Below are 19661 nucleotides of genomic sequence, written 5' to 3' on the forward strand. Positions count from 1 at the left end.
GACCGATCCGAAGGCGAAGGCCAGGGGCGCAATCGCAAACTGGCTTTTCAACCCAGCCTGAAAGGTCGGGCGCTGCGCCTGCTGAGCCAGCGGGAACACACCCGGCGCGAACTGGAGCGCAAGCTCGCGCGCTTCGAGGAGGCGCCCGGGACCCTGGCCCAGGCCTTGGACGAGTTGCAGGCCCGGGGTTTGTTGGACGAACGCCGGGCGGCCGAATCACTGGCGCATCGCCGCGCCAGCCACCTGGGCGTGGCGCGCTTGCGGCAGGAGATGCAGGACAAGGGGCTGGACCGCGAACTGATCACCCAGACCTTGGCCAGCCTGCAGGACAGCGAGGAAATACGCGCCCGACAGGTCTGGCAGCGGCGTTTCGACGCCGCGCCCGTGGAGGCCAAGGAGCGCGCCCGGCAAGTCCGGTTTCTGCTGGCGCGCGGATTTTCCGGCGACGTGGTGCGTCGTGTGCTGGACGGCAAGGGCCTGGGCCTCGACGGCGAGGACGCTTGAAGCCTTGAAGTGCGGCCCTGGGCCTCGGGGTTTCAGAGCCCCAGCATCAGCTTGAGGTTCTGCACTGCGGCGCCGCTGGCGCCCTTGCCCAAGTTGTCGAAACGTGCCACCAGCACGGCCTGGCCCAGCGCATCGTTGCCGTAGACGCTGAGCTCCATCAAGTTCGTGTTGTTGAGCGCGGTGGGTTCCAGGCGGCCGCTGGGCTGGGGCGGCACGACGCTGACCCACTCGCTGCCCGCGTAGTGGGCGCGCAGCGCTTCTTCCAGCTGGTCGCTCTTGCGCACGTCCTTCATCAACTCGAACTGCAGGCCGATCTGATCGATCATGCCCGCGTAATAGTTCGCCACGGCAGGCACGAAGATGGGCCGGCGCGTCAGACCCGCGTAGCGCTGGAACTCGGGCAGATGCTTGTGCGTCAGGCTCAGGCCGTAGACCTCCAGCGGCGGCGCGGTCTGGGTGACTTCGTAGGCTTCGATCATGCTGCGTCCACCGCCCGAGTAACCCGAGTAGCCCGACAGCACGATCGGGTAGTCCGTGGGCAGCAACCCGGCGTCGATGAGCGGGCGCAGCAGCGCGATGCCCCCCGTTGGGTAGCAGCCGGGGTTGGCCACGCGCCGGGCCTGGGCCACGGTCTGGGCGTGGTCGCGGGTCAGCTCGGGGAAACCGTAGACCCAGCCCGGGGCCACGCGGTGCGCCGTCGAGGCATCGATGATGCGCGGACCCGGCTTCGCGCCCAGCTCGCCCGAGGCCTCCAGCGCATCGACCAGCGCCACCGTTTCCACGGCGGCGTCATCATGAAGGCAGAGTATGGCCAGGTCGGCCATGGCGAGAATCTCGCGCTTGGCGGTGGGGTCCTTGCGTCGCTCGGGCGCGATGCTCAGCAATTCGACCTGTGGCATGGCCTGCAGGCGCTCTCGGATCTGCAGACCGGTGGTGCCGGCTTCGCCGTCGATGAAGATTTTTTTTCGAGACATGGTGGGCGGACAGACTGCTGGCAGCGGGCGGGGGCAGGTGTCACGAACGGCGGCGTCAGGGCGCACCGCCGTTGTGCAGAGCAACATGATACATTTCGCGGCTGCGTCTGAACCGGCGCGAACCGCTGGCCGTGCCTGCCCCATCTGCAGCTTCGACGGCTTGCCGCTTCCGGCAACCGATAGAAACCATTTCCTGAGAGAGCCCTCATGAAGATCCACGAATACCAAGGCAAGGAAATCTTGCGTCAGTTTGGTGTGCCTGTGCCCCGCGGCATTGCGGCCTTCACCGTTCAAGAGGCCGTTGAAGCCGCCCAGAAGCTGGGTGGCCCGGTCTGGGTCGTCAAGGCGCAGATCCACGCCGGTGGCCGTGGCAAGGGCGGTGGCGTCAAGGTCGCCAAGACCGTGGATGACGTGAAAACGCTGGCGGGCCAGATCCTGGGCATGCAACTCAAGACCCACCAGACCGGCCCCGAGGGCCAGAAGGTGCGTCGCCTCTACATCGAGGAAGGCGCCGACATCCAGAAGGAGTACTACCTGTCCGCCGTGACCGATCGCGGCACGCAGAAAGTGGCCTTCATCGCCTCCAGCGAAGGTGGCATGGACATTGAGGAAGTGGCGCACAGCACGCCCGAGAAGATCGTCAAGATCTTCGTTGATCCACTCGTGGGTTTCACCGAAGCCAACGGCAAGGAATTGGCCAAGGGCATCAATTTGCCCGCCGACTCCTTGGCGCAGTTCATCGACATCTGCCAGAAGCTCTACAAGTGCTACATGGACACGGATGCTTCGCTGGTGGAAATCAACCCGCTGAACCGCGACGGCAAGGGCAACATCATCGCCCTGGACGCCAAGTTCAACTTCGACGCCAATGCCCTGTTCCGCCATCCCGAGATCGTCGCCTACCGCGATCTGGACGAGGAAGACGCGGCGGAAATCGAAGCCTCCAAGTTCGATCTGGCCTACATCAGCCTGGACGGCAACATCGGCTGCCTCGTGAATGGCGCCGGCCTGGCCATGGCGACCATGGACACCATCAAGCTCTTCGGCGGCGAGCCAGCCAACTTCCTGGACGTGGGTGGTGGCGCTACGCCAGAGAAGGTGACCGAAGCCTTCAAGATCATGCTCAAGAACCCCAAGGTCGAGGGCATCCTGGTCAATATCTTCGGTGGCATCATGAAGTGCGACACCATCGCCACCGGCGTCATCACGGCCAGTCGCGCCGTGAGCCTGAAGGTGCCGCTGGTCGTGCGCATGAAGGGCACGAACGAGGAACTGGGCAAGAAGATGCTGGCCGAAAGCGGCCTGCCCATCATCAGCGCCGACACCATGGCCGAGGCAGCGACCAAGATCGTCGCCGCCGTGAAGTAAGCCCAGACCAGACGCGAAGGAATCCATCATGTCGATTTACATCAACAAGAACACCAAGGTCATCACCCAGGGCATCACGGGCAAGACCGGTCAGTTCCACACCGAGAAGTGCCAGGAATACGCGAACGGCAAGAACTGCTTCGTCGCTGGCGTGAACCCGAAGAAGGCCGGTGAGTCGATCTTCAACATCCCGATCTACGCCTCGGTGAAGGAAGCCGCCAAGCAGACCGGCGCCACCGTGTCGGTGATCTATGTGCCCCCGGCGGGTGCGGCCGATGCCATCTGGGAGGCCGTCGAGGCCGACCTGGATCTGGCCATCTGCATCACCGAAGGCATTCCGGTGCGTGACATGCTGGTCGTGCGCAACAAGATGAAGGAAAAAGAGGCCAAGGGCGGCAAGAAGACCTTGTTGCTGGGCCCGAACTGCCCCGGCCTGATCACGCCCGACGAAATCAAGATCGGCATCATGCCGGGTCACATCCACAAGAAGGGGCGTGTCGGTGTCGTGTCTCGCTCGGGCACGCTGACCTATGAAGCCGTCGCACAGCTGTCGGAACTCGGCATCGGCCAATCCAGCGCCGTCGGCATCGGCGGTGACCCGATCAACGGCTTGAAGCACATCGACGTGATGAAGGCTTTCAACGACGATCCGGACACCGACGCCGTCATCATGATCGGTGAGATCGGTGGCCCCGACGAAGCCGAAGCCGCGCGCTGGTGCAAGGCCAACATGAAGAAGCCGATCGTCGGTTTCATCGCCGGCGTCACGGCGCCTCCCGGCAAGCGCATGGGCCACGCCGGCGCCCTGATCTCCGGCGGCGCCGACACGGCCGATGCCAAGCTGGCCATCATGGAAGAGTGCGGTTTCAAGGTCACGCGCAACCCCTCGGAAATGGGCAAGTTGCTCAAGGCGTTGCTCTGAGACGGCGGCGAGCGTTTGTCCTCTTGACTGCGGTCAAGAACTGACGTTTTCCTCTATATCTGGCCCGGTGATCCGCATGGATCATCGGGCTTCATTCCTTCTACTAGAAACCATAACAGCTAAGGAGTTTTCGATGGAATTCTTGCAGGATGTCAACTTCTGGATCGGTCTGCTCAAGATCATCTGGATCAACATCATTCTGTCCGGCGACAACGCCGTGGTCATTGCCTTGGCCGCGCGTTCCCTGCCACCGCACCAGCAGAAACGGGCCATCCTGTTCGGCTCCGGCGCGGCGGTGGTGTTGCGCGTGGCGCTGACCGTCGTGGCGGCGAAGCTGCTGGAGCTGTCTTTCCTGCAGATCGTGGGCGGCGTGCTGCTGCTCTGGATCGGGGTTCAGCTGCTGAGCGAGGACGACGAGGACGAGGGTGAGAGCAAGCAGGTCGGAGGTTTGATGACCGCCGTGCGCACCATTCTGATCGCCGATCTGGTGATGAGCCTGGACAACGTGATCGCTGTGGCCGCGGCTGCGCAGGGCAGCCTCGTGCTGCTGGTCCTGGGACTGGCGATCAGCATCCCCTTGGTGGTGTTCGGCAGCTCGCTCATGATCCACCTGATGGAGCGTTTCCCGATCATCGTGACACTGGGCGCGGCCTTGATCGGCTGGGTGGGTGGCGAGACCATCATGAACGACAACATCCTCAAGCCAGTTCTCGCCGGTCAGCCGTGGTTGCATTACGTCGCGGCGGCACTGGGTGCGATCCTGGTGGTCTTGCTGGGCAGGAGTTTGCAAAAGCGCGGCAAGACGGCGACTTGAGCATGCGGTTTACCGCGTCTTGATTCATTCAAAGCCATGCCCGTTCGGGCATGGCTTTGTTGCGATAGGCACCACATCGGTGTGTGCAAATGCAAATTGCACGGCACAAAAGTGAGCCGGCTTGCGGGCCGTCTTGGGCTCTGCTAATGTCGGCGACATCGTCCCGCTTAAGGGCGATGCAATGAGTCCCGCGGCACTTCACGATTGGGTAGGCGTCTGGCGTGGCGGAGAAATGAAGAGCCATGGCAGCAAGCAGTTTGAGCTACAAGTTTTGCGCGCGAACCGACCAGGGTCGAGTGCGCGGCAACAACGAGGATGCCTACGCCGTGGATGACGCGGCGGGTCTGGCGGTTCTGGCCGATGGCATGGGCGGCTACAACGCCGGTGAGGTGGCCAGCAGCATGGCCTGCACCAACATCCAGCGCGACCTCAGTGGATGGTTTCGTGCCGATGATGCTGGCACGCCGGTCACCTTGGACGACATCCGACGGGTCCTGGAGCGCAGTGTTGCGCAGGCCAATGCCGCCGTGCTGCAAGCGTCGCGCGAGCATTCCGAATACGCTGGCATGGGCACCACGCTGGTGGTGGGTGTCTTCCACGGGCGTGATCTGGTGCTGGGCCATATCGGAGATTCGCGCTGCTACCGTTTGCGCGAAGGCCAGTTGGCGCGCGTCACCCGTGACCATTCGCTCCTGCAGGAGCAACTGGATGCCGGGCTGATCACGGCGGAACAGGCGGCGGTTTCAGTGCATCGCAACCTGGTAACCCGTGCCCTGGGCGTGGACCCCGCGGTCTTGCTGGAAGTGCATACGCATGCGGTCCAGGCCGACGATCTGTACCTCATGTGCTCCGACGGCCTGTCCGACATGTTGCGCGACACGGACATCGCCAGATTGCTGCGCCTGCCCCTGAGCCTGGAGTTGCGGGCCCAGGCCTTGGTGGACATGGCCAATGACCGCGGTGGTCGCGACAACATCACCGTGCTGCTGGTCCATGCGCAGGGGCAGCGGTCCGCGCTGTGATTTTTCTCTCACCCTGAGGGCTTCCTTGCGCCGGTCTTGCCGACGATTGGGAATCGGCGGGTTATGCTTGCAGGATGTTGCGAAATGTTGCAGAAAAAAACGGCTTCGGGCATGATCGCGCGCGAACGGCCTCGGGTTTTTCTCCGCAAGTTTCTGTTTCAGGCAATTCAAGAGCGGGCTGATACGCGATGGAGCAAACATGAAGGTGCGGGTCTTGGGTTGTTCGGGCGCCATCGCGCGAGGTAGCCGCACCACTTCTTTCCTGGTCGACACGGACATCCTGGTGGATGCGGGCACCGGCGTCGGAGACCTGACAGTCGGTGAGATGTTGCGCATTGACCATGTCTTCATCACCCACGCACACCTGGACCACATCACGGCCCTGCCGCTGATGCTTGATGCCATGGGCGCACGACGGCGCGAGCCGGTGATGGTGCATGCCTTGCCCAAGACCATCGAAGCCTTGCGCGCGCACATCTTCAACAACCTCATCTGGCCTGACTTCAGTCGCATTCCCAGCGAGGCGGCGCCCTTCATGCGTTTCGCGCCCATCGAAACCGGCGAGGTGGTGGAAATTGGAGATCGACGTGTCGAGGCCTTGCCGGCCCAGCACACGGTGCCCGCCGTGGGTTACGCCGTGAGCGTGGACTCGGCTGGGCGCAAGGATGGCAGGGCAGCCACCTGGGTGTTCAGCGGTGACACCGGCCCCAATCCCGCGTTCTGGCGACGGGTCAATCAGTTGGACGATGTCCGCATGCTGGTGATCGAAACGGCTTTCAGCCGCCGGGAAAGCAAGCTGGCGGAGATCAGCCAGCATCTGGCGCCAGACACCCTGGCCCAGGAGCTGGCGCAGATCGCGCCTGGCAAGGACTATCCCATCTACATCACGCACACCAAGCCAACGGAAACGGTCCAGATCCTCGTGGAGCTGGGTGGACTCCAGAAGGATTCCGCCCAGAAATCTGGTGCGGCCGGCGCATTGGCGCGCGGCGGCCGTCTGTACGAATTGCATGGGTTGCAGGCCGGGCAAGAGTTCGATCTGTAGGCTGGGTGCTGATACCGGGCGCGAGGCCACAAAGCACGGACCTTGCCAGACAATCCAGGCATCCTGAAACAAAAATCCACGATCCGATTCGCACCGTCGTTTGACGCGCGTCAAGCATCGACGCCAGTGGGTCCGTGAAGGTCCTGCTCATCGTGGAAGTCTTGGGGTATTCTTCGCCGCTTTCGTGGCACCGCAAACCGCCGTGCCATGCCTTGTACGGGTCCTCCCCATCACCATCACCATTGCTCAAGAAGGAGTATTCATGAAGCACGCATTCCAAAAGGGGTTCACCCTGATCGAACTGATGATCGTCGTCGCGATCATCGGCATCCTGGCCGCCATCGCACTGCCCTGGTACCAGGACTATGCGGTGCGTGCCAAGATGTCGGAAGCGGTGCTGGCCGCGTCTCAATGCCGCACGGCGGTGAGCGAGGTCTACCAGGCCAAGGGTGGCACCGCCCTGCCCGCTGGTGGCGGCTGGGGTTGCGAATCGGCCAATCCGACAACCCAGTACGTCCGCGGCGTTCAAACGGATGAAAAAGGCGCCGTCCAGGTGACGGTGCACAACATCTCCGCCGACGTGGAGGACAAGACCCTGCTATTGGTCCCAGAGGTCAGCGACGGCAAGATCGTGGGCTGGAAATGCGGCCCCGGCACGGTGGACGCGAAGTACCTGCCTGGCGCCTGTCGCGAAACGGGCCTGACGGTGGGCACCCTCGCCCCCAGCTCGCCAACAACTGAAGCATCGGCGGCCGGTCCGGAGACTGGCCTTTCCGCATCCCACGCGCCTGGGCGATGGGGCGCCGCGATCAGGCGGCCACGTAGCTGCCGGACTTCCCGCCGTGCTTCTCCAACAGACGCACATCGTGGATCTGCATGCCCCGGTCCACGGCCTTGCACATGTCATAGATCGTGAGCAGGGCGATCTGGGTTGCGGTCAGCGCCTCCATTTCCACGCCCGTGGAGCCCACGGTTTCGGCGGTCACCGTACAACGCACGGATGAAATCGGGTTCGCTGGCAACAGCTCAAATGCCACCGCGACCCGCGTCAGCGCCAGGGGATGACACAGAGGGATCAGGTCGCTGGTCTTTTTTGCGGCCAAGATGCCCGCGATCCGCGCCACGCCCAGTACATCGCCTTTTTTCGCGTTGCCCGATTCGATCAAGGCCAGCGTGCCGGCTTGCATGTCGATTCGGCCGGTCGCCACCGCCACGCGTCGTGTGGTGGCCTTGTCGCCGACATCGACCATATGTGCCTGTCCGCTGGCATCGAAATGCGTCAAACCGTTCATGGAAAAGGCTTTATCAAAACATTACCTGGATCACGCATCATACGGGCCATGAGATTTGACGGTTTGAAGCGCAAGTTGCTGTGCCTGTCGCTCGCTTGCAGCGTCGGGGCCATGGCGCAGGGTAGCCCGAACGCCTTGCCTGCCCTGGGCGACGGACTGGAAATGAGCACGGGCGCGGAACGCCAGCTGGGTGATCGCATCGCGCGCGAGCTCTACCGCAGCAGCGCCTACGTGGATGACGCGGTTCTGGGCGACTATGTGGAAGGTCTCTGGTTGCGCCTCATGGCCGCCGCGCGCCTGCGGGGTGAGCTGAGGCCGGAGATGGACGAACAGTACGCTTGGACCGTCTTGTTGGGACGCGATCGCAGCGTCAACGCGTTCGCCTTGCCCGGAGGTTACATGGGCGTGCATCTTGGGCTGATTGCCTCGGTCGACGACGCGGATGAGCTGGCCTCCGTGCTTGCACATGAACTCAGCCACATCACGCAGCGCCATATCGCGCGCATGATCAGCCGTCAGGGACAGCAAGCCCCCTGGATGATTGCAGCGATGATTCTGGGCATCCTTGCCGCGTCATCGAGCCCGGACGCGGCCGGGGCTCTGATCGTGGGGGGACAGGCCGCCACCGTGCAGGGACAGCTGAACTTCTCGCGCGACATGGAGCGGGAAGCCGATCGCGTGGGTTATGGCGTGATGACGCAGGCGGGCTTCAACGGCCAGGGCTTCGCCAGCATGTTCCAGAAGTTGCTGCAGGCCAATCGCCACAACGACACGGGCGCTTTTCCTTACCTGCGCAGCCATCCCTTGACGACCGAGCGGATCGCCGACATGCAGGCGCGGCAACAGTTGCAAGCCAGCTCGGCCCAAGTGGCGGACACAGACACTGCGATGGCCCATGCCATGTTGGCGGCGCGCGCCCGCGTGCTGGCCGATCCATCCGTCGATATGCTGCGCGCCGCCGTGGCGCAGGCGGAGGTTCAGCTGCCAGGGACAAGTGTTACGGACCCGCCGCAGCCCTCAGCACGGCAGGCTGCCGTGCTGTATGCCGCAGCCTGGGCCGCTGGTGAACTTCGCGACCCGATGACGGCGCAAAAATGGTGGACCCGCTTGCAGGCCATGGCGCTTGCACGGCCGCAGGCGGCTTACCAGGTGCGCCTGTTGGGCGCGGAACTCGCCTTGTCGGCCGGTGACGCGCCGCGTGCCCTGGCGCTACTCGATCTGCCGGTTCCCACCGTTGCTGCTTCGGAAAAGATACCGCGGGCCCAGCGCCTGCTGCGCGCGCGCGCGCTGACGATGGCGGGCTTGGACGGTGCTGCACGCGCCGCGCAGATGCTGCAAGTCTGGCTGGCCGAACACCCGCGCGATGCGCAGGCCTGGCAACTGCTGTCGGCTGCCTGCACGGCGCAAGGGCAGACATTGCGCGCGGTGCGCGCAGACGCCGAAGCCTACGTTGTGCATTTTGACTATGCCGCCGCGCGTGATCGCTACGTCGCGGCGCAAGACCTGATCCGGCGCGGCGCGACCAGTAACGACTACATCGAGGCGTCAATCATCGAAACACGCAGCAAGCAGGTGGATGCCCTGCTGCGTGAACAGATGCGGGAACGTTGACGCAGAGACCGGTGGCCGGGGTTCAGCCCAGCCCACCGGTCTCTGCTGCCTCACTCGCTGGCGAGAACCAGGAACGCCGCCATGCCTGCAACGGCACCCGGCACGGCCCAACGTGAATCCTGCCCCTGGGGCTGGTCGGGCGTGACGGGCTGCAGATCCTGACCGAACTTCGGACGGCGCGCGTCCAGCACGCGGGCTGTTCCGTACTTGACCTGCAGTTCCTGCGTCATTTCCAGCAGCGGTCCACTGGACAGCAAGGCGATGACCTTGTCGCCGCGGACGTGCAGTCGGGGTGTGATGAGCTTGAACAGCTTGTCCGCCCACTTGTTGCGCCAGTTCTCACGTGCCGTGTGGTTGACCCACTTGTTGATGTGTCGCGACATGCGTGGCGGGCAGGCCACCAGGATCCACTGAGCGGGCTGGCGGCCGGCGCCGGATGCTTCGTTCAGCATCGGCGCCAACTGATGCAGCGCGTATTCAGCATCGTCCACGTACGCAATGATGTTGTCCATGATGTGCTCCTTGTGTTGACGAGGGACGGGGGGAAACTTCCTGGGTGATTCTTGTGTGCGTGACCCCTGAGGGTCAGGCCGTGTGGCTGCTGGGCTTGCCGGAGGCGGCGTGGGCAGCCTCCCCGCCACGACGGGTGGCGGCGTACTTGCCGATCAGCAACACCAGCAACGCGCCAACCACGCTCGCGCCATATCGCAGGATGTCGGACTGCGGCAACTTGAACACCCATTGCCATTGGTCAGGGTTGGCGAAGGCCGGGTCGGTCACGAGCATGCCACCCGCAATCCAGCCGAGCAGCATGCCGCCGGCCGTGATGATGGCGGGGAAACGCTCCATCAACTTGATCACGAGTTGGCTACCCCAGACGATGATGGGGATGGAGATCAACAGGCCCAGGATGACCAGCAGCAGCGAGTGCTCTCCCGCGTTCTGGGCTGCACCAGCGATGGCGATCACGTTATCCACGCTCATGACCAAGTCGGCCACGACGATGGTCTTGATGGCTGCGAACAACCTGTCGCTGGCGGCGATATTGCCGTGGCCCTCCTCGTCCGGCGCCAACAGCTTGACGCCGATCCAAATCAGCAGCAGTGCACCGACGAGTTTGAGGAAAGGCAGGTTCAACAGCGTCATCGCGAAAGCGATCAGAACGACGCGCAGCACGATGGCACCCGCGGTGCCCCAAATGATGCCTTTGGTGCGTTGTGCTGGAGGCAGCCGGCGGCAGGCCAGCGCGATGACGACGGCGTTGTCGCCGCCGAGCAGGATATCAATGATGATGATCTGGCCCAGAGCGACCCAGAACGCAGGTGATGACAGAAACTCCATGAGGAACTCCGAGTTGTAGTTCGATTTACAACCTGGTCAGCTCAGTCGATGGAGGAAGAACCCGTGCTCGCCGGTGGACCGGGAGCGCCGAGAACGCGCACGCTTCGACGAAACCTGACTCAGGTTCCAATCGAAGGTCTTGCTCGGCGTGGAGTGGTAAAGAATGTGCCCAACAAGCCGGAAGTCATGCTTCGTAATGACGACTTGTTGATGTCAACCTCGACGACGTCATTTTTGACGCCTCCCTGTGCCGGGGTTGATGGGAGCTACTCCCCTTCGTGGAACGCATTAGACCACGGATCGACGCGGCCCCACAAGCGGGCCGGTATGATGGAAAACTCTGCCTTATCAAGCTCCCCGTTTTCTTTTCCAGGCTACGCCCCCATGGCAGGCATCCACGTCACCGACATTGAAGCGGCAATCAACTATTGGCGCGAACGCGAACCCGCGACCGATGGGGTGACGCTGTCCCCGCCACTGCGGGCGCTGGCCGAGGTGTACGCGCTCATGGTCTTCTTTCACGAGCAGGAAGCGGACGAGCTCAGCATGCCCGGGCCAGCGATGGAAGCCTGGCTGGCCTGGTATGAGCATACGCCGGACACGCCGTGCATCGCCATCTGCTCCACCAGTCAGGGTGATTCGGTCTGCAAGGGGTGTGGCCGCAGCTTCGACGAGGTACAGCACTGGACGCACATGCGTCCCGCGGAGAAACGCGAAACCTGGCGTCGCATCACGCAACTGGGCGAGGCCTGGCGCTTCAACCGCTATGCGGAACGCGCAAGCGGCGCACAAGTCCAGGCGCGTCTGTTCGACGACGCCGACACGGCACCGAAAACCTGAGCCGTGCTGCGCGAGCACTCAGGCCTGGGGTCGGTGTCGCTTACTTCCAGCGGACGGGTTCCACATGCACCTGCCTTGCGCCGTTGCCCAGCATGAGCAGGCCTTCCTGGAGCGTGGCCTGCAATTGCATGCTGCGCTCGGCCAGGGCCGCTAACTCCTGAGCGGTCTCGGTCGGGATGCGCCAGACCTGCAGTTTGTCCAGGCGCGCGAGCTTGTGCTCGATGCCGCGCCACCAGACCTCGGCGGCATGACCGTAGGTATAGAGCAGCACGGCATCGGACCGGCTGCAGGCCTTGGCGATGGGCTTGTCCTCGGGCTGGCCGACTTCCACCCACAGGCGCGTCCGTCCGGTGTAGTCACGCAGCCAGACATCGGGTTCGTCGGGGTCGGACAGACCCGCGCCGAAAGCCAGGGTTCCATCACCCTGGCAGTCGGCTTGCAGGCGGTGCGCCTGCAAGGCCAGCGCAACCAAGCGTGCCATCATGCGTTCATCGGTCTCGCTCGGGTGGCGCGCCAGCGTCAACGCATGGTCCGCGTAGTACCCATGGTCGATGTCGGCGATCTGCAGGTTCGCCTTGTAAATGGTGGATTTCAGCGCCATGGGTCGAGGTGTTTGACTATCGATGGGAGGGCACTCGCGGAATTGGCCATGTCCCGGCCGCTGCGCGCTTCCCCCTGCCACCGAAGGATGATGAGTGGGCTAAGCCCGCTTTGCCAACTCTGCGGCCTTGCCGGTGTACGCCCCTGGCGTCAGCATCAGCAACCGCTGCTTGTCGGCGTCGGGGATGTCCAGACTCTTGATGAGTGCATGCAGATCGGCCGCCGTGACGGTCTGGCCGCGCGTGGCCGCCTTGAGTTTTTCGTAGGCGCCCTGCACGCCGTAGCGTCGCATCACGGTCTGGATGGGCTCGGCCAGCACTTCCCAGGCGGCATCCAGGTCGGCCGCGAGCGCCTCACGGTTCAGCTCCAGCTTGCCCAGGCCTACCCCCAGCGAGTGGTAGGCCAGCACGGCGTAGCCGATCGCCACGCCCATGTTGCGCAGCACCGTGCTGTCGGTCAGGTCACGTTGCCAGCGGCTGACGGGCAGTTTCTCGCTCAGGTGTCGCAGCAAGGCATTGGCCAGGCCCAGATTGCCTTCGGCGTTCTCGAAGTCGATGGGATTGACCTTGTGTGGCATGGTCGAGGAGCCCACCTCTCCGGCTTTGAGGCGCTGCTTGAAGTACCCCAGCGAGACATAGCCCCAGACGTCGCGTGAAATATCCACCAGGATGGTGTTGGCCCGCGCGATGGCGTCGAACAGCTCGGCCATGTAGTCATGTGGCTCGATCTGGATGCTGTAGGGCTGAAACTTCAGGCCCAGGCCCAGGGGTTCAGGTGTCTCCACGACTTTTTTCGCGAAGGCTTCCCAGTCGAATTCCGGCCAGGCGGCGAGATGCGCGTTGTAGTTGCCCACGGCGCCGTTCATCTTGCCCAGGATCTTGACCCCCGCGATGCGGTCGCAGGCCCCCTGCAGGCGTACCACCACGTTCGCCAGCTCCTTGCCCACCGTGGTCGGGCTGGCGCTCTGGCCATGGGTGCGGCTGAGCATGGGCACCTCCGCGTAGGCGTGGGCCATGTCGCGCAGCTTGAGCAGCAACTTGTCCAGCGCCGGCAGCAGCACCGTGTCGCGCGCGCTGCGCAGCTGCAGGGCATGGCTGGTGTTGTTGATGTCCTCGCTGGTGCAGGCGAAATGCACGAACTCGCTGGCTTTCTGCAGTTCGGGGCGTGCCTCGAAGCGGGACTTGATCCAGTATTCGACCGCCTTCACATCGTGGTTGGTGGTCTTTTCGATTTCCTTGATGGCCTCGCCATCTGTCTCGGAAAAATTCTTCACCAGGTTGAGCAAGTATGTGCGCGCGCCAGGAGACAGTGGGGGGAACTCGGCCAGACCGGCGTCGCTCAAGGCGATGAACCAAGCCACCTCCACCTGCACCCGGCGGTGCATATAGCCCTGCTCGCTCATCAAGGGGCGCAGGGGTGCCAGCCGGGACGCATAGCGTCCGTCCAGTGGGGAAAGGGCCGAAATGGAGGAAAACGTCATGGCCGGAATTGTAGAGGGCGCCCGGCTGCTGGCGGCGCGGGATTCGGCGTTCGGCCGGACGACCCAGGATGGTTTCGAAATTGGCTCATACGGGCCCTGGCATGAGCCCCTCGCTAGAATCCACCGCATGAGTATGAAACTGATTGGGTCCTACACCAGCCCCTATGTGCGCAAGGTGCGCGTTGTGATGGCGGAAAAAAAGCTGGAGTACGACTTTGTGCTGGATGACGTGTGGTCCGCCGACGCGCGTGCCCCGGAATCCAACCCCTTGGGCAAGGTACCTTGCCTGATCCTGGATGGTGGCGAAGCCCTGTTCGATTCCCGCGTGATCGTGGAGTACGTGGACACACTCTCGCCCGTGGGGCGGTTGATTCCACCAGCCGGTCGGGCACGCGCGGAAGTCCGCACCTGGGAGGCCTTGGCCGACGGCGTGATGGACGCTGGCCTGCTGGCGCGCATGGAAGCCACCTGGCCGCACCGCACCGAGGACGAGCGCAGCCAAGCCTGGATGGACCGGCAGCTTGGCAAGATCACGGCCGCGTTGGCCGCCATGAGCAAGGGCCTAGGCCAGCAGCCTTATTGCGCGGGCGCGCAGTTCGGCTTGGCGGACGTGGCCGTGGGCTGCGCGCTGGGTTACATGGATCTGCGCTTTCCGCAAATCCCTTGGCGCGTGCAATATGCCAACCTGGTTCAATTGCACGACAAGCTCATGCAACGCCCCAGTTTCGCGGACACCGTGCCGCGCTGAAACGCGGCGACGCCCGGCGTTCGTTTCAAGTTCTTCGCATCCGTTGCCCGGCATGTCGCATGTGATGGGCGGGTCCAGGATGAAAAACGCCGCGGACCCAGAGGGGCCGCGGCATGCGCTGTCTGTGGCGGAGGCGCCTGACTGTCGGTGCCTCAGACCGTCATGGACAGGATGCGCTGCAGGTTGATCTTGACCTTCACGTCCCGTGACTCGAGGCCGGCGGCGATGCGGTAGTCGCTCATGCCGGTGTCACGCAGGACCGGATCCACGATCGCAACGCCGTCGCGATTGGTCAGCACCGCCACCTTGGGCGTGGTGGTGTTGGCGCCGCGCTTGACCACAATGGCGATCTCCTCCGTGACCAGCTTGACGAAGGAGCCGGGCGAATGGATGCCGACGGCCTTGATCAAGGCCGCGCCAGCCTGATCGACCTGCTGGTTTTCGTCGAAGTAGGTGGCCTTCATGGCCATCGCCGCCGAGGAGGGTGTGCGGGTGGCGCGTGGCGAACGGCGTGCGCCGAAAGAGTCAGCCCGCTGGATCAGCCGGGCCATGCGGTCGCCCATGCTGTTGCGATCGGTCAGATTGCCCGACGCGGCCGCGTGGTGGTTGCGCACCGCTTCCAGCCAAGTCTTGTCGCGCACGCCAGCCTTGATCAACATCTCCACCGAGCGCAGCGGGTGGTTGTTGACCAGCAGTCGCTGCTCCGGCGTGAGCGGGCCTTGCTGCTGTGTCAACTTGTCTTGCAGGTCCGTCATGCCCACGTTCATGGAAAGCGCGGCCAGGCTGACCGTCATTTCATCGGTTTCCGGCCAACCCAGCACATCACGGGCCGCCAGACCGCACATCACGCTCACCAGCATGGCGTGGGTGGAGCTGTACATGCGCACTTCATTGGTCGACAGATGGAAGAGCGCGAGCAGTGCGGCGTCGGGGTTGCGGATGGCGTGTTGACGCAGGCGCTTGTGCAGGTGGTTCAGGCGCCCCAGAAAGGTGGGGCCGTCGCCGTCGCGCAGGATGGTGTTGGCCTCAGATTGGTAATCCAGCCAGTCGGGCGGGCCGATCGGCACGTCCTCCTCGTCACGGACCAGAGCGGCGCTGGCGTCGGTGACGTGGGCATCGGCGATGCGACCGATCGAACGGTCGCGTTGCACCATGTCGTTGAGCATGGCGCGGTAAGCACGGTTGTGCGCCTCGGCGTCCGCCTGGTCGATGCACAAGGACAGGCCACGACCCACCAGCCGGTGGATGGTGGCGCGGTCGGGAATCGAATATCCCTTGTTGGCGATCACCGCGCCTTCGGAATCCATCAAGGGGAATGCCAGTGGATACCCGATGCGTATGGAGTCGATGCTGATGGGAACAAGTTTGCCGGTTGCCATAGATTGTCGATTATGCAGGCTTATAGGATGGCCACCAAGGTGGAAATTGCCGCCAACCGCTGGTTCCGCGTGCTGATTTCGGCGCTTGTAACCGCATCATGTGGGTGGCAAGGTCCCGGATTGCCCGGGATATACCATGCATGGGGTATGCCAGGTCGACGCTGACCGGGTCGGGAGCTGCATTGTGCCCGGCTTCCTTCCCGTTAGGATCGAGCCGCACGCGCAGACCTGCCGATGACCTGCCAACCATGCCCACTCCTCTTGCGCCCTCCGCGCCGTCGCCCGCCTTCCTGGACAAGCTCTGTCCGCGCGCGGAACTGCCTGTTCGCCTGGCCGGGTTGCCGCGTCCGCTGGTTTTCACGAATGGGGTCTTTGACCTGATGCATCGGGGCCATGCCATTTACCTGGCCCAGGCGCGGGCGCTGGGCGTCAGCCTGCTGGTGGCACTGAATACGGATGCATCGGCGCGACGTCTGGGCAAGGGGCCGGAACGCCCGCTCAACAACGAGCAGGACCGAGCGGTCCTGTTGGCTGCGCTGGGCGTGGTCGACCTCGTGACCTGGTTCGACGAAGACACCCCCCAAGCCTTGATCGCCGAGATCCGGCCCGACATCCTGGTCAAAGGGGGTGACTACGACATGCGCAAGTTGCCTGAGGCCGCCCTGGTCGAATCCTGGGGCGGCCGGACCGTGTCCCTGCCCTTCGTGGATGGCTACTCGTCTACCGCGTTGGTGAGAAAGATCCGGGGCTGAGAAAAACGTTCACGGGGCGGATGCGGCTCCCGGATTGGCCCGCAGAGCGGGCCGCCCTCAGGGCTGAGTTCTGGTCTCGAACACCGCCGCCCACAGCGCCAGCACGGTCGCGCGTTCGCTGCCGACTTGGTCGAGGGGCAACTGGGGCGGGGTTTCATCCAACCGAGCCTGGTGCTGGATGCGACGCAATTCGCGGTAGGCGTTGGCCGCTGCGGTGCCCAGCGGCGCGGACAGGAGTCCCGCGGCCTCGGCGGCGCGCAGCAGGGCAATGTTGCCGCTGTTGCGGCGGAGCTCGGGATGGTTCGCAGCCTGCGAAAGCACCAGGTACTGAACGGCAAACTCCGCGTCCATCATGCCGCCCGCGCTCTGCTTCACGTCGAACAGGCCCTGGGGCGTCGGGTGCGCCTGTCGCACCCGCTCGCGCATGCCCAGGATTTCTTCCCGCAGGGCGACCGGATCGCGCTGCGCGCAGATGACAGCTTCACGCACTGCGTCGAAACGCTGGCGCAGGGCATCGGCGCCCAGCACGAAACGGGCGCGTGTCATGGCCTGGTGTTCCCAGGTCCAGGCGGTGTTGCTGCCTCTTTGTTGCTGGTAGTTGGCGTAGGCGTCGAAGGTGGTGATCAGCAGGCCGGAGTTGCCGTTGGGCCGTAGCGCCGTGTCGATCTCGTAGAGGTCGCCTTCGCCGGTCTTCACCGTCAGCCAATTGACGAGCTTGCGCACCAGCAGGGCGTAGACCTCGGGCGCGTCTTCGTGGGCGTCTTCATAGACGAACACAATGTCCAGGTCGCTGCCGTAACCCAGTTCCTTGCCCCCCAGCTTGCCGTAGCCGATGATGCCGATTTGGGGTCCGTCGCCAGGCTCGGTGCGGTGCTTCTTGCGCAGCGCGTCCCAGCACCAGCGAGTGCTGACGCGCAACACGGCGTCGGCCAGGGCACTCAAGTCGTCGGCCACCTCCTCGACGCTGAGGCGGCCTTCCACATCCCGCGCCAGGGTACGGAAAACCTCGGCATGGTGGGCGCGGCGTAGCAGGTTGAGCAGCGCTTCCTCGTCGCCGTCCCCCGTGGCGCGCAGCGCCCTGCGGCGCGTTTCCAACTCGCGCTCGAACGCGGCGGGGTCAAACCGCGCGGCCAGCAACTCGCGCCCGGCCAGTTCGTCGATCACGCCCGGGTGCAGGAGCAGGTAACGCGCCGGCCAGCGTGCCGCTCCCAGCAGGCGCAGCAGCCGTTCATGCACGGCGGGGCGTTCCAGCAGGAGGGCAAGGTAGCTTTCGCGGCGCAGCAGCGGTTCCAGCCAGTCCAGCAGACGGGTGTAGGCCAGGGTGGCGGTGGGCTCCGGCGTCGGCACGGTTTCCGCGCCCTGCGGCGGCAGCAGATTCAGCATGCGCCCACTGCGTTCCAGCAGTCGCAGCAATCGCGTCTGGGCGGCTTCGCTCAGCGCTTGAACCCGGGGCTGCGCGCGCCAGAGGTCGTAACGTTCGTGCAAGGCGGGCGGCAGATGCGCTCGCAAGGTGTCGAAGCTCGGTGCCGCGTCGGCCTGGCGACTACAGCGCCGGCATTCCTTGTCAGGCGCAGGGGCGCTGTTGCCCAGCAGAGTGTCGAACTCCTGGGCCACGATTTCGCGGTGTGCATCCAACTGGCTCAGGAAGTCACAGATGTCGGAGCCAGCGCCCCGGCTACCCAGGTAACCGAGGCTGCGCGCCATCCAGGTCAGGTCGGCGTCCTGGGTGGGCAGCACGTGGGTCTGCTGGTCGTCCAAGTATTGGATGCGGTGCTCAACCCGGCGCAGGAAGATATACGCTTCGGCCAGCGCGCCCGCCGTCGTCGCTGGCATCAGGCCGGCTGTGACCAGGCGTTGCAAAGCGGTCAGCGTGGGGCGCGTGCGCAGCTCGGGGAACTGGCCCCCCCGCACCACCTGCAGCAACTGCACGATGAATTCGATTTCGCGGATACCGCCGCGCGAAAGCTTGACGTCATTGCTGCGTTCGGGCCGGCCCGCGCTGCGCTTGTTGGCGTGTTCACGGATCTGGCGGTGCAGCACACGCAGGGCCTCGAAGACGTTGTAGTCCAGGTAGCGCCGGAACACGAAGGGGGTCACCAGGGCGCGCAGCGCCATGACGGAGTCATCCCGTTTGCCTACACCGTCCTCGATGCGCGCGCGTGGCGCGACCACGCGACTCTTGAGCCAGGCCAGCCGCTCCCACTCGCGACCGTGGGCGTGGAAGTACGCCTCGAGCGCGTCCAGGGAGCAGGCCATAGGGCCCGAGTTGCCGTTGGGGCGCAGCGCCAGATCGACGCGGAACACAAAACCATGTTCCGTCACATCCGCCAGCAGGCCACCGATGGCGCGCACGGCCTTGGCAAAGTACTCGTGGTTGGAAATTCGCTGCCGGCCTTGGGCGTCTCCCGCCGTTTCCCCGTCTTCCTCGTAGACGTAGATCAGGTCGATGTCACTGGAGACATTGAGTTCGCGTGCCCCCAGCTTGCCCATGCCCAGTACCCAGAACTTGCAGGACGTGCCATCGGCCTTGCAGGCCGGGCCGTGGCTGGCGTCGAGCATGGCTTGCGCTTCGGCGCAGGCGGTCTCGAGCGCGAACTCGGCCAGCGCGGTCATGCCCTGGCAGATGGTCTGCAGCGGGGTCTGGTGCTCAATGTCCAGCACGGCCAGACGTTCCAGAACCAACTGGCGCAGGATGCGCAGGGCCGAGCCCGCGTCATGGCCGCCCAGCGCGGGTTCGCGCAGTCGGCGATAGGCCTGACGCAGCGTTTCGAAGTCGGGGGCAATCGCCAGGGCGTCGGGGGGGCTTGGCAAGGTGGGCAGCAGGCCCAATAGATCGGCGTAGCGGCGGCGCACCCGTTGGACATACCGGGAATGGTCGGCCCCGGAGCCTGCCTCATCGCGCGCTGAAACGCCACATGCGTTGTCCGGTTGGCTGGGCGTGGCCGCGTTGCGGGTCATAATTCTCGGGA

General features: G+C 64.3%; 18 protein-coding genes and 1 pseudogene. 11 read left to right on the top strand and 8 right to left on the bottom strand.

All coding sequences use genetic code 11. The annotated features are described in order from the left end of the window. Window positions 1–39: 39 nt before the first annotated feature. On the top strand, window positions 40–504 hold the full coding sequence (recX, locus tag DW355_RS03760; protein ID WP_131282260.1) for a recombination regulator RecX: 465 nt from the start codon (window positions 40–42) through the stop codon (window positions 502–504). Between the two features lie 32 nt (window positions 505–536). Here recX and argC read toward each other — a convergent pair whose 3' ends face one another. Further along, window positions 537–1478, bottom strand: coding sequence for an N-acetyl-gamma-glutamyl-phosphate reductase (gene argC / locus DW355_RS03765; protein ID WP_131278018.1), 942 nt, complete (start codon window positions 1476–1478; stop codon window positions 537–539). Between the two features lie 207 nt (window positions 1479–1685). Here argC and sucC point away from each other — a divergent pair, with 207 nt between their 5' ends. The 6 genes and pseudogenes from sucC to DW355_RS03795 form a co-directional block, all read left to right on the top strand. Beyond that, complete coding sequence (gene sucC, locus DW355_RS03770; protein ID WP_131278019.1) at window positions 1686–2846, top strand: ADP-forming succinate--CoA ligase subunit beta; 1161 nt, start codon at window positions 1686–1688, stop codon at window positions 2844–2846. 28 nt (window positions 2847–2874) lie between these two features. Then, window positions 2875–3768, top strand: coding sequence for a succinate--CoA ligase subunit alpha (sucD, locus tag DW355_RS03775; protein ID WP_131278020.1), 894 nt, complete (start codon window positions 2875–2877; stop codon window positions 3766–3768). A gap of 133 nt (window positions 3769–3901) precedes the next feature. Then, window positions 3902–4582 (top strand): TerC family protein, encoded by a 681-nt coding sequence (locus DW355_RS03780; protein WP_131278021.1) that lies wholly within the window; start codon window positions 3902–3904, stop codon window positions 4580–4582. A 242-nt stretch (window positions 4583–4824) separates the two neighbouring features. Further along, the gene (locus DW355_RS03785) at window positions 4825–5604 is read left to right on the top strand and encodes a Stp1/IreP family PP2C-type Ser/Thr phosphatase (RefSeq protein ID WP_131278022.1); all 780 of its coding nucleotides are present in this window, start codon (window positions 4825–4827) and stop codon (window positions 5602–5604) included. A gap of 199 nt (window positions 5605–5803) precedes the next feature. Next, a complete protein-coding gene (locus DW355_RS03790; RefSeq protein ID WP_131278023.1) occupies window positions 5804–6649 on the top strand; it encodes a 3',5'-cyclic-nucleotide phosphodiesterase in 846 nt (281 codons plus the stop codon). Between the two features lie 262 nt (window positions 6650–6911). Then, window positions 6912–7340, top strand: a pseudogene (locus tag DW355_RS03795) (pilin); the annotation flags it as partial. Between the two features lie 118 nt (window positions 7341–7458). Here DW355_RS03795 and moaC read toward each other — a convergent pair. Then, complete coding sequence (gene moaC / locus DW355_RS03800; protein ID WP_131278024.1) at window positions 7459–7941, bottom strand: cyclic pyranopterin monophosphate synthase MoaC; 483 nt, start codon at window positions 7939–7941, stop codon at window positions 7459–7461. A gap of 48 nt (window positions 7942–7989) precedes the next feature. Between moaC and DW355_RS03805 the strand changes: the two genes are divergently transcribed. Beyond that, complete coding sequence (locus DW355_RS03805; protein ID WP_131278025.1) at window positions 7990–9552, top strand: M48 family metalloprotease; 1563 nt, start codon at window positions 7990–7992, stop codon at window positions 9550–9552. A gap of 50 nt (window positions 9553–9602) precedes the next feature. Here the strand turns inward: DW355_RS03805 and DW355_RS03810 are convergent, their stop codons facing one another. Both DW355_RS03810 and DW355_RS03815 read right to left on the bottom strand, forming a co-directional pair. Then, window positions 9603–10064 carry a hypothetical protein gene (locus tag DW355_RS03810; protein WP_131278026.1) on the bottom strand — a complete coding sequence of 154 codons (462 nt, stop codon included), beginning with the start codon at window positions 10062–10064 and terminating at the stop codon, window positions 9603–9605. A gap of 73 nt (window positions 10065–10137) precedes the next feature. Next, the gene (locus DW355_RS03815; protein WP_131278027.1) at window positions 10138–10893 is read right to left on the bottom strand and encodes a TerC family protein; all 756 of its coding nucleotides are present in this window, start codon (window positions 10891–10893) and stop codon (window positions 10138–10140) included. Window positions 10894–11277: 384 nt separating this feature from the next. Here DW355_RS03815 and DW355_RS03820 point away from each other — a divergent pair, with 384 nt between their 5' ends. Beyond that, window positions 11278–11733 carry a DUF3717 domain-containing protein gene (locus DW355_RS03820; protein ID WP_131278028.1) on the top strand — a complete coding sequence of 152 codons (456 nt, stop codon included), beginning with the start codon at window positions 11278–11280 and terminating at the stop codon, window positions 11731–11733. A gap of 40 nt (window positions 11734–11773) precedes the next feature. Here the strand turns inward: DW355_RS03820 and DW355_RS03825 are convergent, their stop codons facing one another. Both DW355_RS03825 and purB read right to left on the bottom strand, forming a co-directional pair. After that, complete coding sequence (locus DW355_RS03825) at window positions 11774–12334, bottom strand: YaeQ family protein (RefSeq protein ID WP_131278029.1); 561 nt, start codon at window positions 12332–12334, stop codon at window positions 11774–11776. Window positions 12335–12433: 99 nt separating this feature from the next. Beyond that, window positions 12434–13813 carry an adenylosuccinate lyase gene (purB, locus tag DW355_RS03830; protein ID WP_131278030.1) on the bottom strand — a complete coding sequence of 460 codons (1380 nt, stop codon included), beginning with the start codon at window positions 13811–13813 and terminating at the stop codon, window positions 12434–12436. A 133-nt stretch (window positions 13814–13946) separates the two neighbouring features. On the opposite strand from purB, the gene DW355_RS03835 reads away from it, so the two are divergent. Beyond that, the gene (locus DW355_RS03835; protein ID WP_131282263.1) at window positions 13947–14561 is read left to right on the top strand and encodes a glutathione S-transferase N-terminal domain-containing protein; all 615 of its coding nucleotides are present in this window, start codon (window positions 13947–13949) and stop codon (window positions 14559–14561) included. A 152-nt stretch (window positions 14562–14713) separates the two neighbouring features. Here DW355_RS03835 and DW355_RS03840 read toward each other — a convergent pair whose 3' ends face one another. Next, window positions 14714–15940 carry an HD-GYP domain-containing protein gene (locus DW355_RS03840; RefSeq protein ID WP_242671295.1) on the bottom strand — a complete coding sequence of 409 codons (1227 nt, stop codon included), beginning with the start codon at window positions 15938–15940 and terminating at the stop codon, window positions 14714–14716. Between the two features lie 248 nt (window positions 15941–16188). Between DW355_RS03840 and DW355_RS03845 the strand changes: the two genes are divergently transcribed. Next, window positions 16189–16692 (top strand): adenylyltransferase/cytidyltransferase family protein, encoded by a 504-nt coding sequence (locus tag DW355_RS03845; RefSeq protein ID WP_131278031.1) that lies wholly within the window; start codon window positions 16189–16191, stop codon window positions 16690–16692. Between the two features lie 57 nt (window positions 16693–16749). On the opposite strand, the gene glnE is transcribed toward DW355_RS03845, so the two are convergent. Beyond that, window positions 16750–19650 (bottom strand): bifunctional [glutamate--ammonia ligase]-adenylyl-L-tyrosine phosphorylase/[glutamate--ammonia-ligase] adenylyltransferase, encoded by a 2901-nt coding sequence (gene glnE / locus DW355_RS03850; protein ID WP_131278032.1) that lies wholly within the window; start codon window positions 19648–19650, stop codon window positions 16750–16752. Window positions 19651–19661 lie beyond the last annotated feature (11 nt).

Origin of the sequence: Hylemonella gracilis (assembly GCF_004328645.1) — a bacterium.
Taxonomy (GTDB): domain Bacteria; phylum Pseudomonadota; class Gammaproteobacteria; order Burkholderiales; family Burkholderiaceae_C; genus Hylemonella; species Hylemonella gracilis_B.

Excerpts from the sequence above, each read along its gene's own strand:
- DW355_RS03820 (WP_131278028.1), top strand. The coding sequence starts at position 11,278 with ATGGCAGGCATCCACGTCACCGACATTGAAGCGGCAATCAACTATTGG.
- moaC (WP_131278024.1), bottom strand. The coding sequence starts at position 7,941 with ATGAACGGTTTGACGCATTTCGATGCCAGCGGACAGGCACATATGGTC.
- glnE (WP_131278032.1), bottom strand. The coding sequence starts at position 19,650 with ATGACCCGCAACGCGGCCACGCCCAGCCAACCGGACAACGCATGTGGC.
- sucD (WP_131278020.1), top strand. The coding sequence starts at position 2,875 with ATGTCGATTTACATCAACAAGAACACCAAGGTCATCACCCAGGGCATC.
- DW355_RS03845 (WP_131278031.1), top strand. The coding sequence starts at position 16,189 with ATGCCCACTCCTCTTGCGCCCTCCGCGCCGTCGCCCGCCTTCCTGGAC.
- DW355_RS03785 (WP_131278022.1), top strand. The coding sequence starts at position 4,825 with ATGGCAGCAAGCAGTTTGAGCTACAAGTTTTGCGCGCGAACCGACCAG.
- DW355_RS03810 (WP_131278026.1), bottom strand. The coding sequence starts at position 10,064 with ATGGACAACATCATTGCGTACGTGGACGATGCTGAATACGCGCTGCAT.
- purB (WP_131278030.1), bottom strand. The coding sequence starts at position 13,813 with ATGACGTTTTCCTCCATTTCGGCCCTTTCCCCACTGGACGGACGCTAT.
- sucC (WP_131278019.1), top strand. The coding sequence starts at position 1,686 with ATGAAGATCCACGAATACCAAGGCAAGGAAATCTTGCGTCAGTTTGGT.
- DW355_RS03815 (WP_131278027.1), bottom strand. The coding sequence starts at position 10,893 with ATGGAGTTTCTGTCATCACCTGCGTTCTGGGTCGCTCTGGGCCAGATC.
- argC (WP_131278018.1), bottom strand. The coding sequence starts at position 1,478 with ATGTCTCGAAAAAAAATCTTCATCGACGGCGAAGCCGGCACCACCGGT.
- DW355_RS03825 (WP_131278029.1), bottom strand. The coding sequence starts at position 12,334 with ATGGCGCTGAAATCCACCATTTACAAGGCGAACCTGCAGATCGCCGAC.
- DW355_RS03790 (WP_131278023.1), top strand. The coding sequence starts at position 5,804 with ATGAAGGTGCGGGTCTTGGGTTGTTCGGGCGCCATCGCGCGAGGTAGC.
- DW355_RS03780 (WP_131278021.1), top strand. The coding sequence starts at position 3,902 with ATGGAATTCTTGCAGGATGTCAACTTCTGGATCGGTCTGCTCAAGATC.
- DW355_RS03835 (WP_131282263.1), top strand. The coding sequence starts at position 13,947 with ATGAAACTGATTGGGTCCTACACCAGCCCCTATGTGCGCAAGGTGCGC.
- DW355_RS03805 (WP_131278025.1), top strand. The coding sequence starts at position 7,990 with ATGAGATTTGACGGTTTGAAGCGCAAGTTGCTGTGCCTGTCGCTCGCT.
- DW355_RS03840 (WP_242671295.1), bottom strand. The coding sequence starts at position 15,940 with ATGGCAACCGGCAAACTTGTTCCCATCAGCATCGACTCCATACGCATC.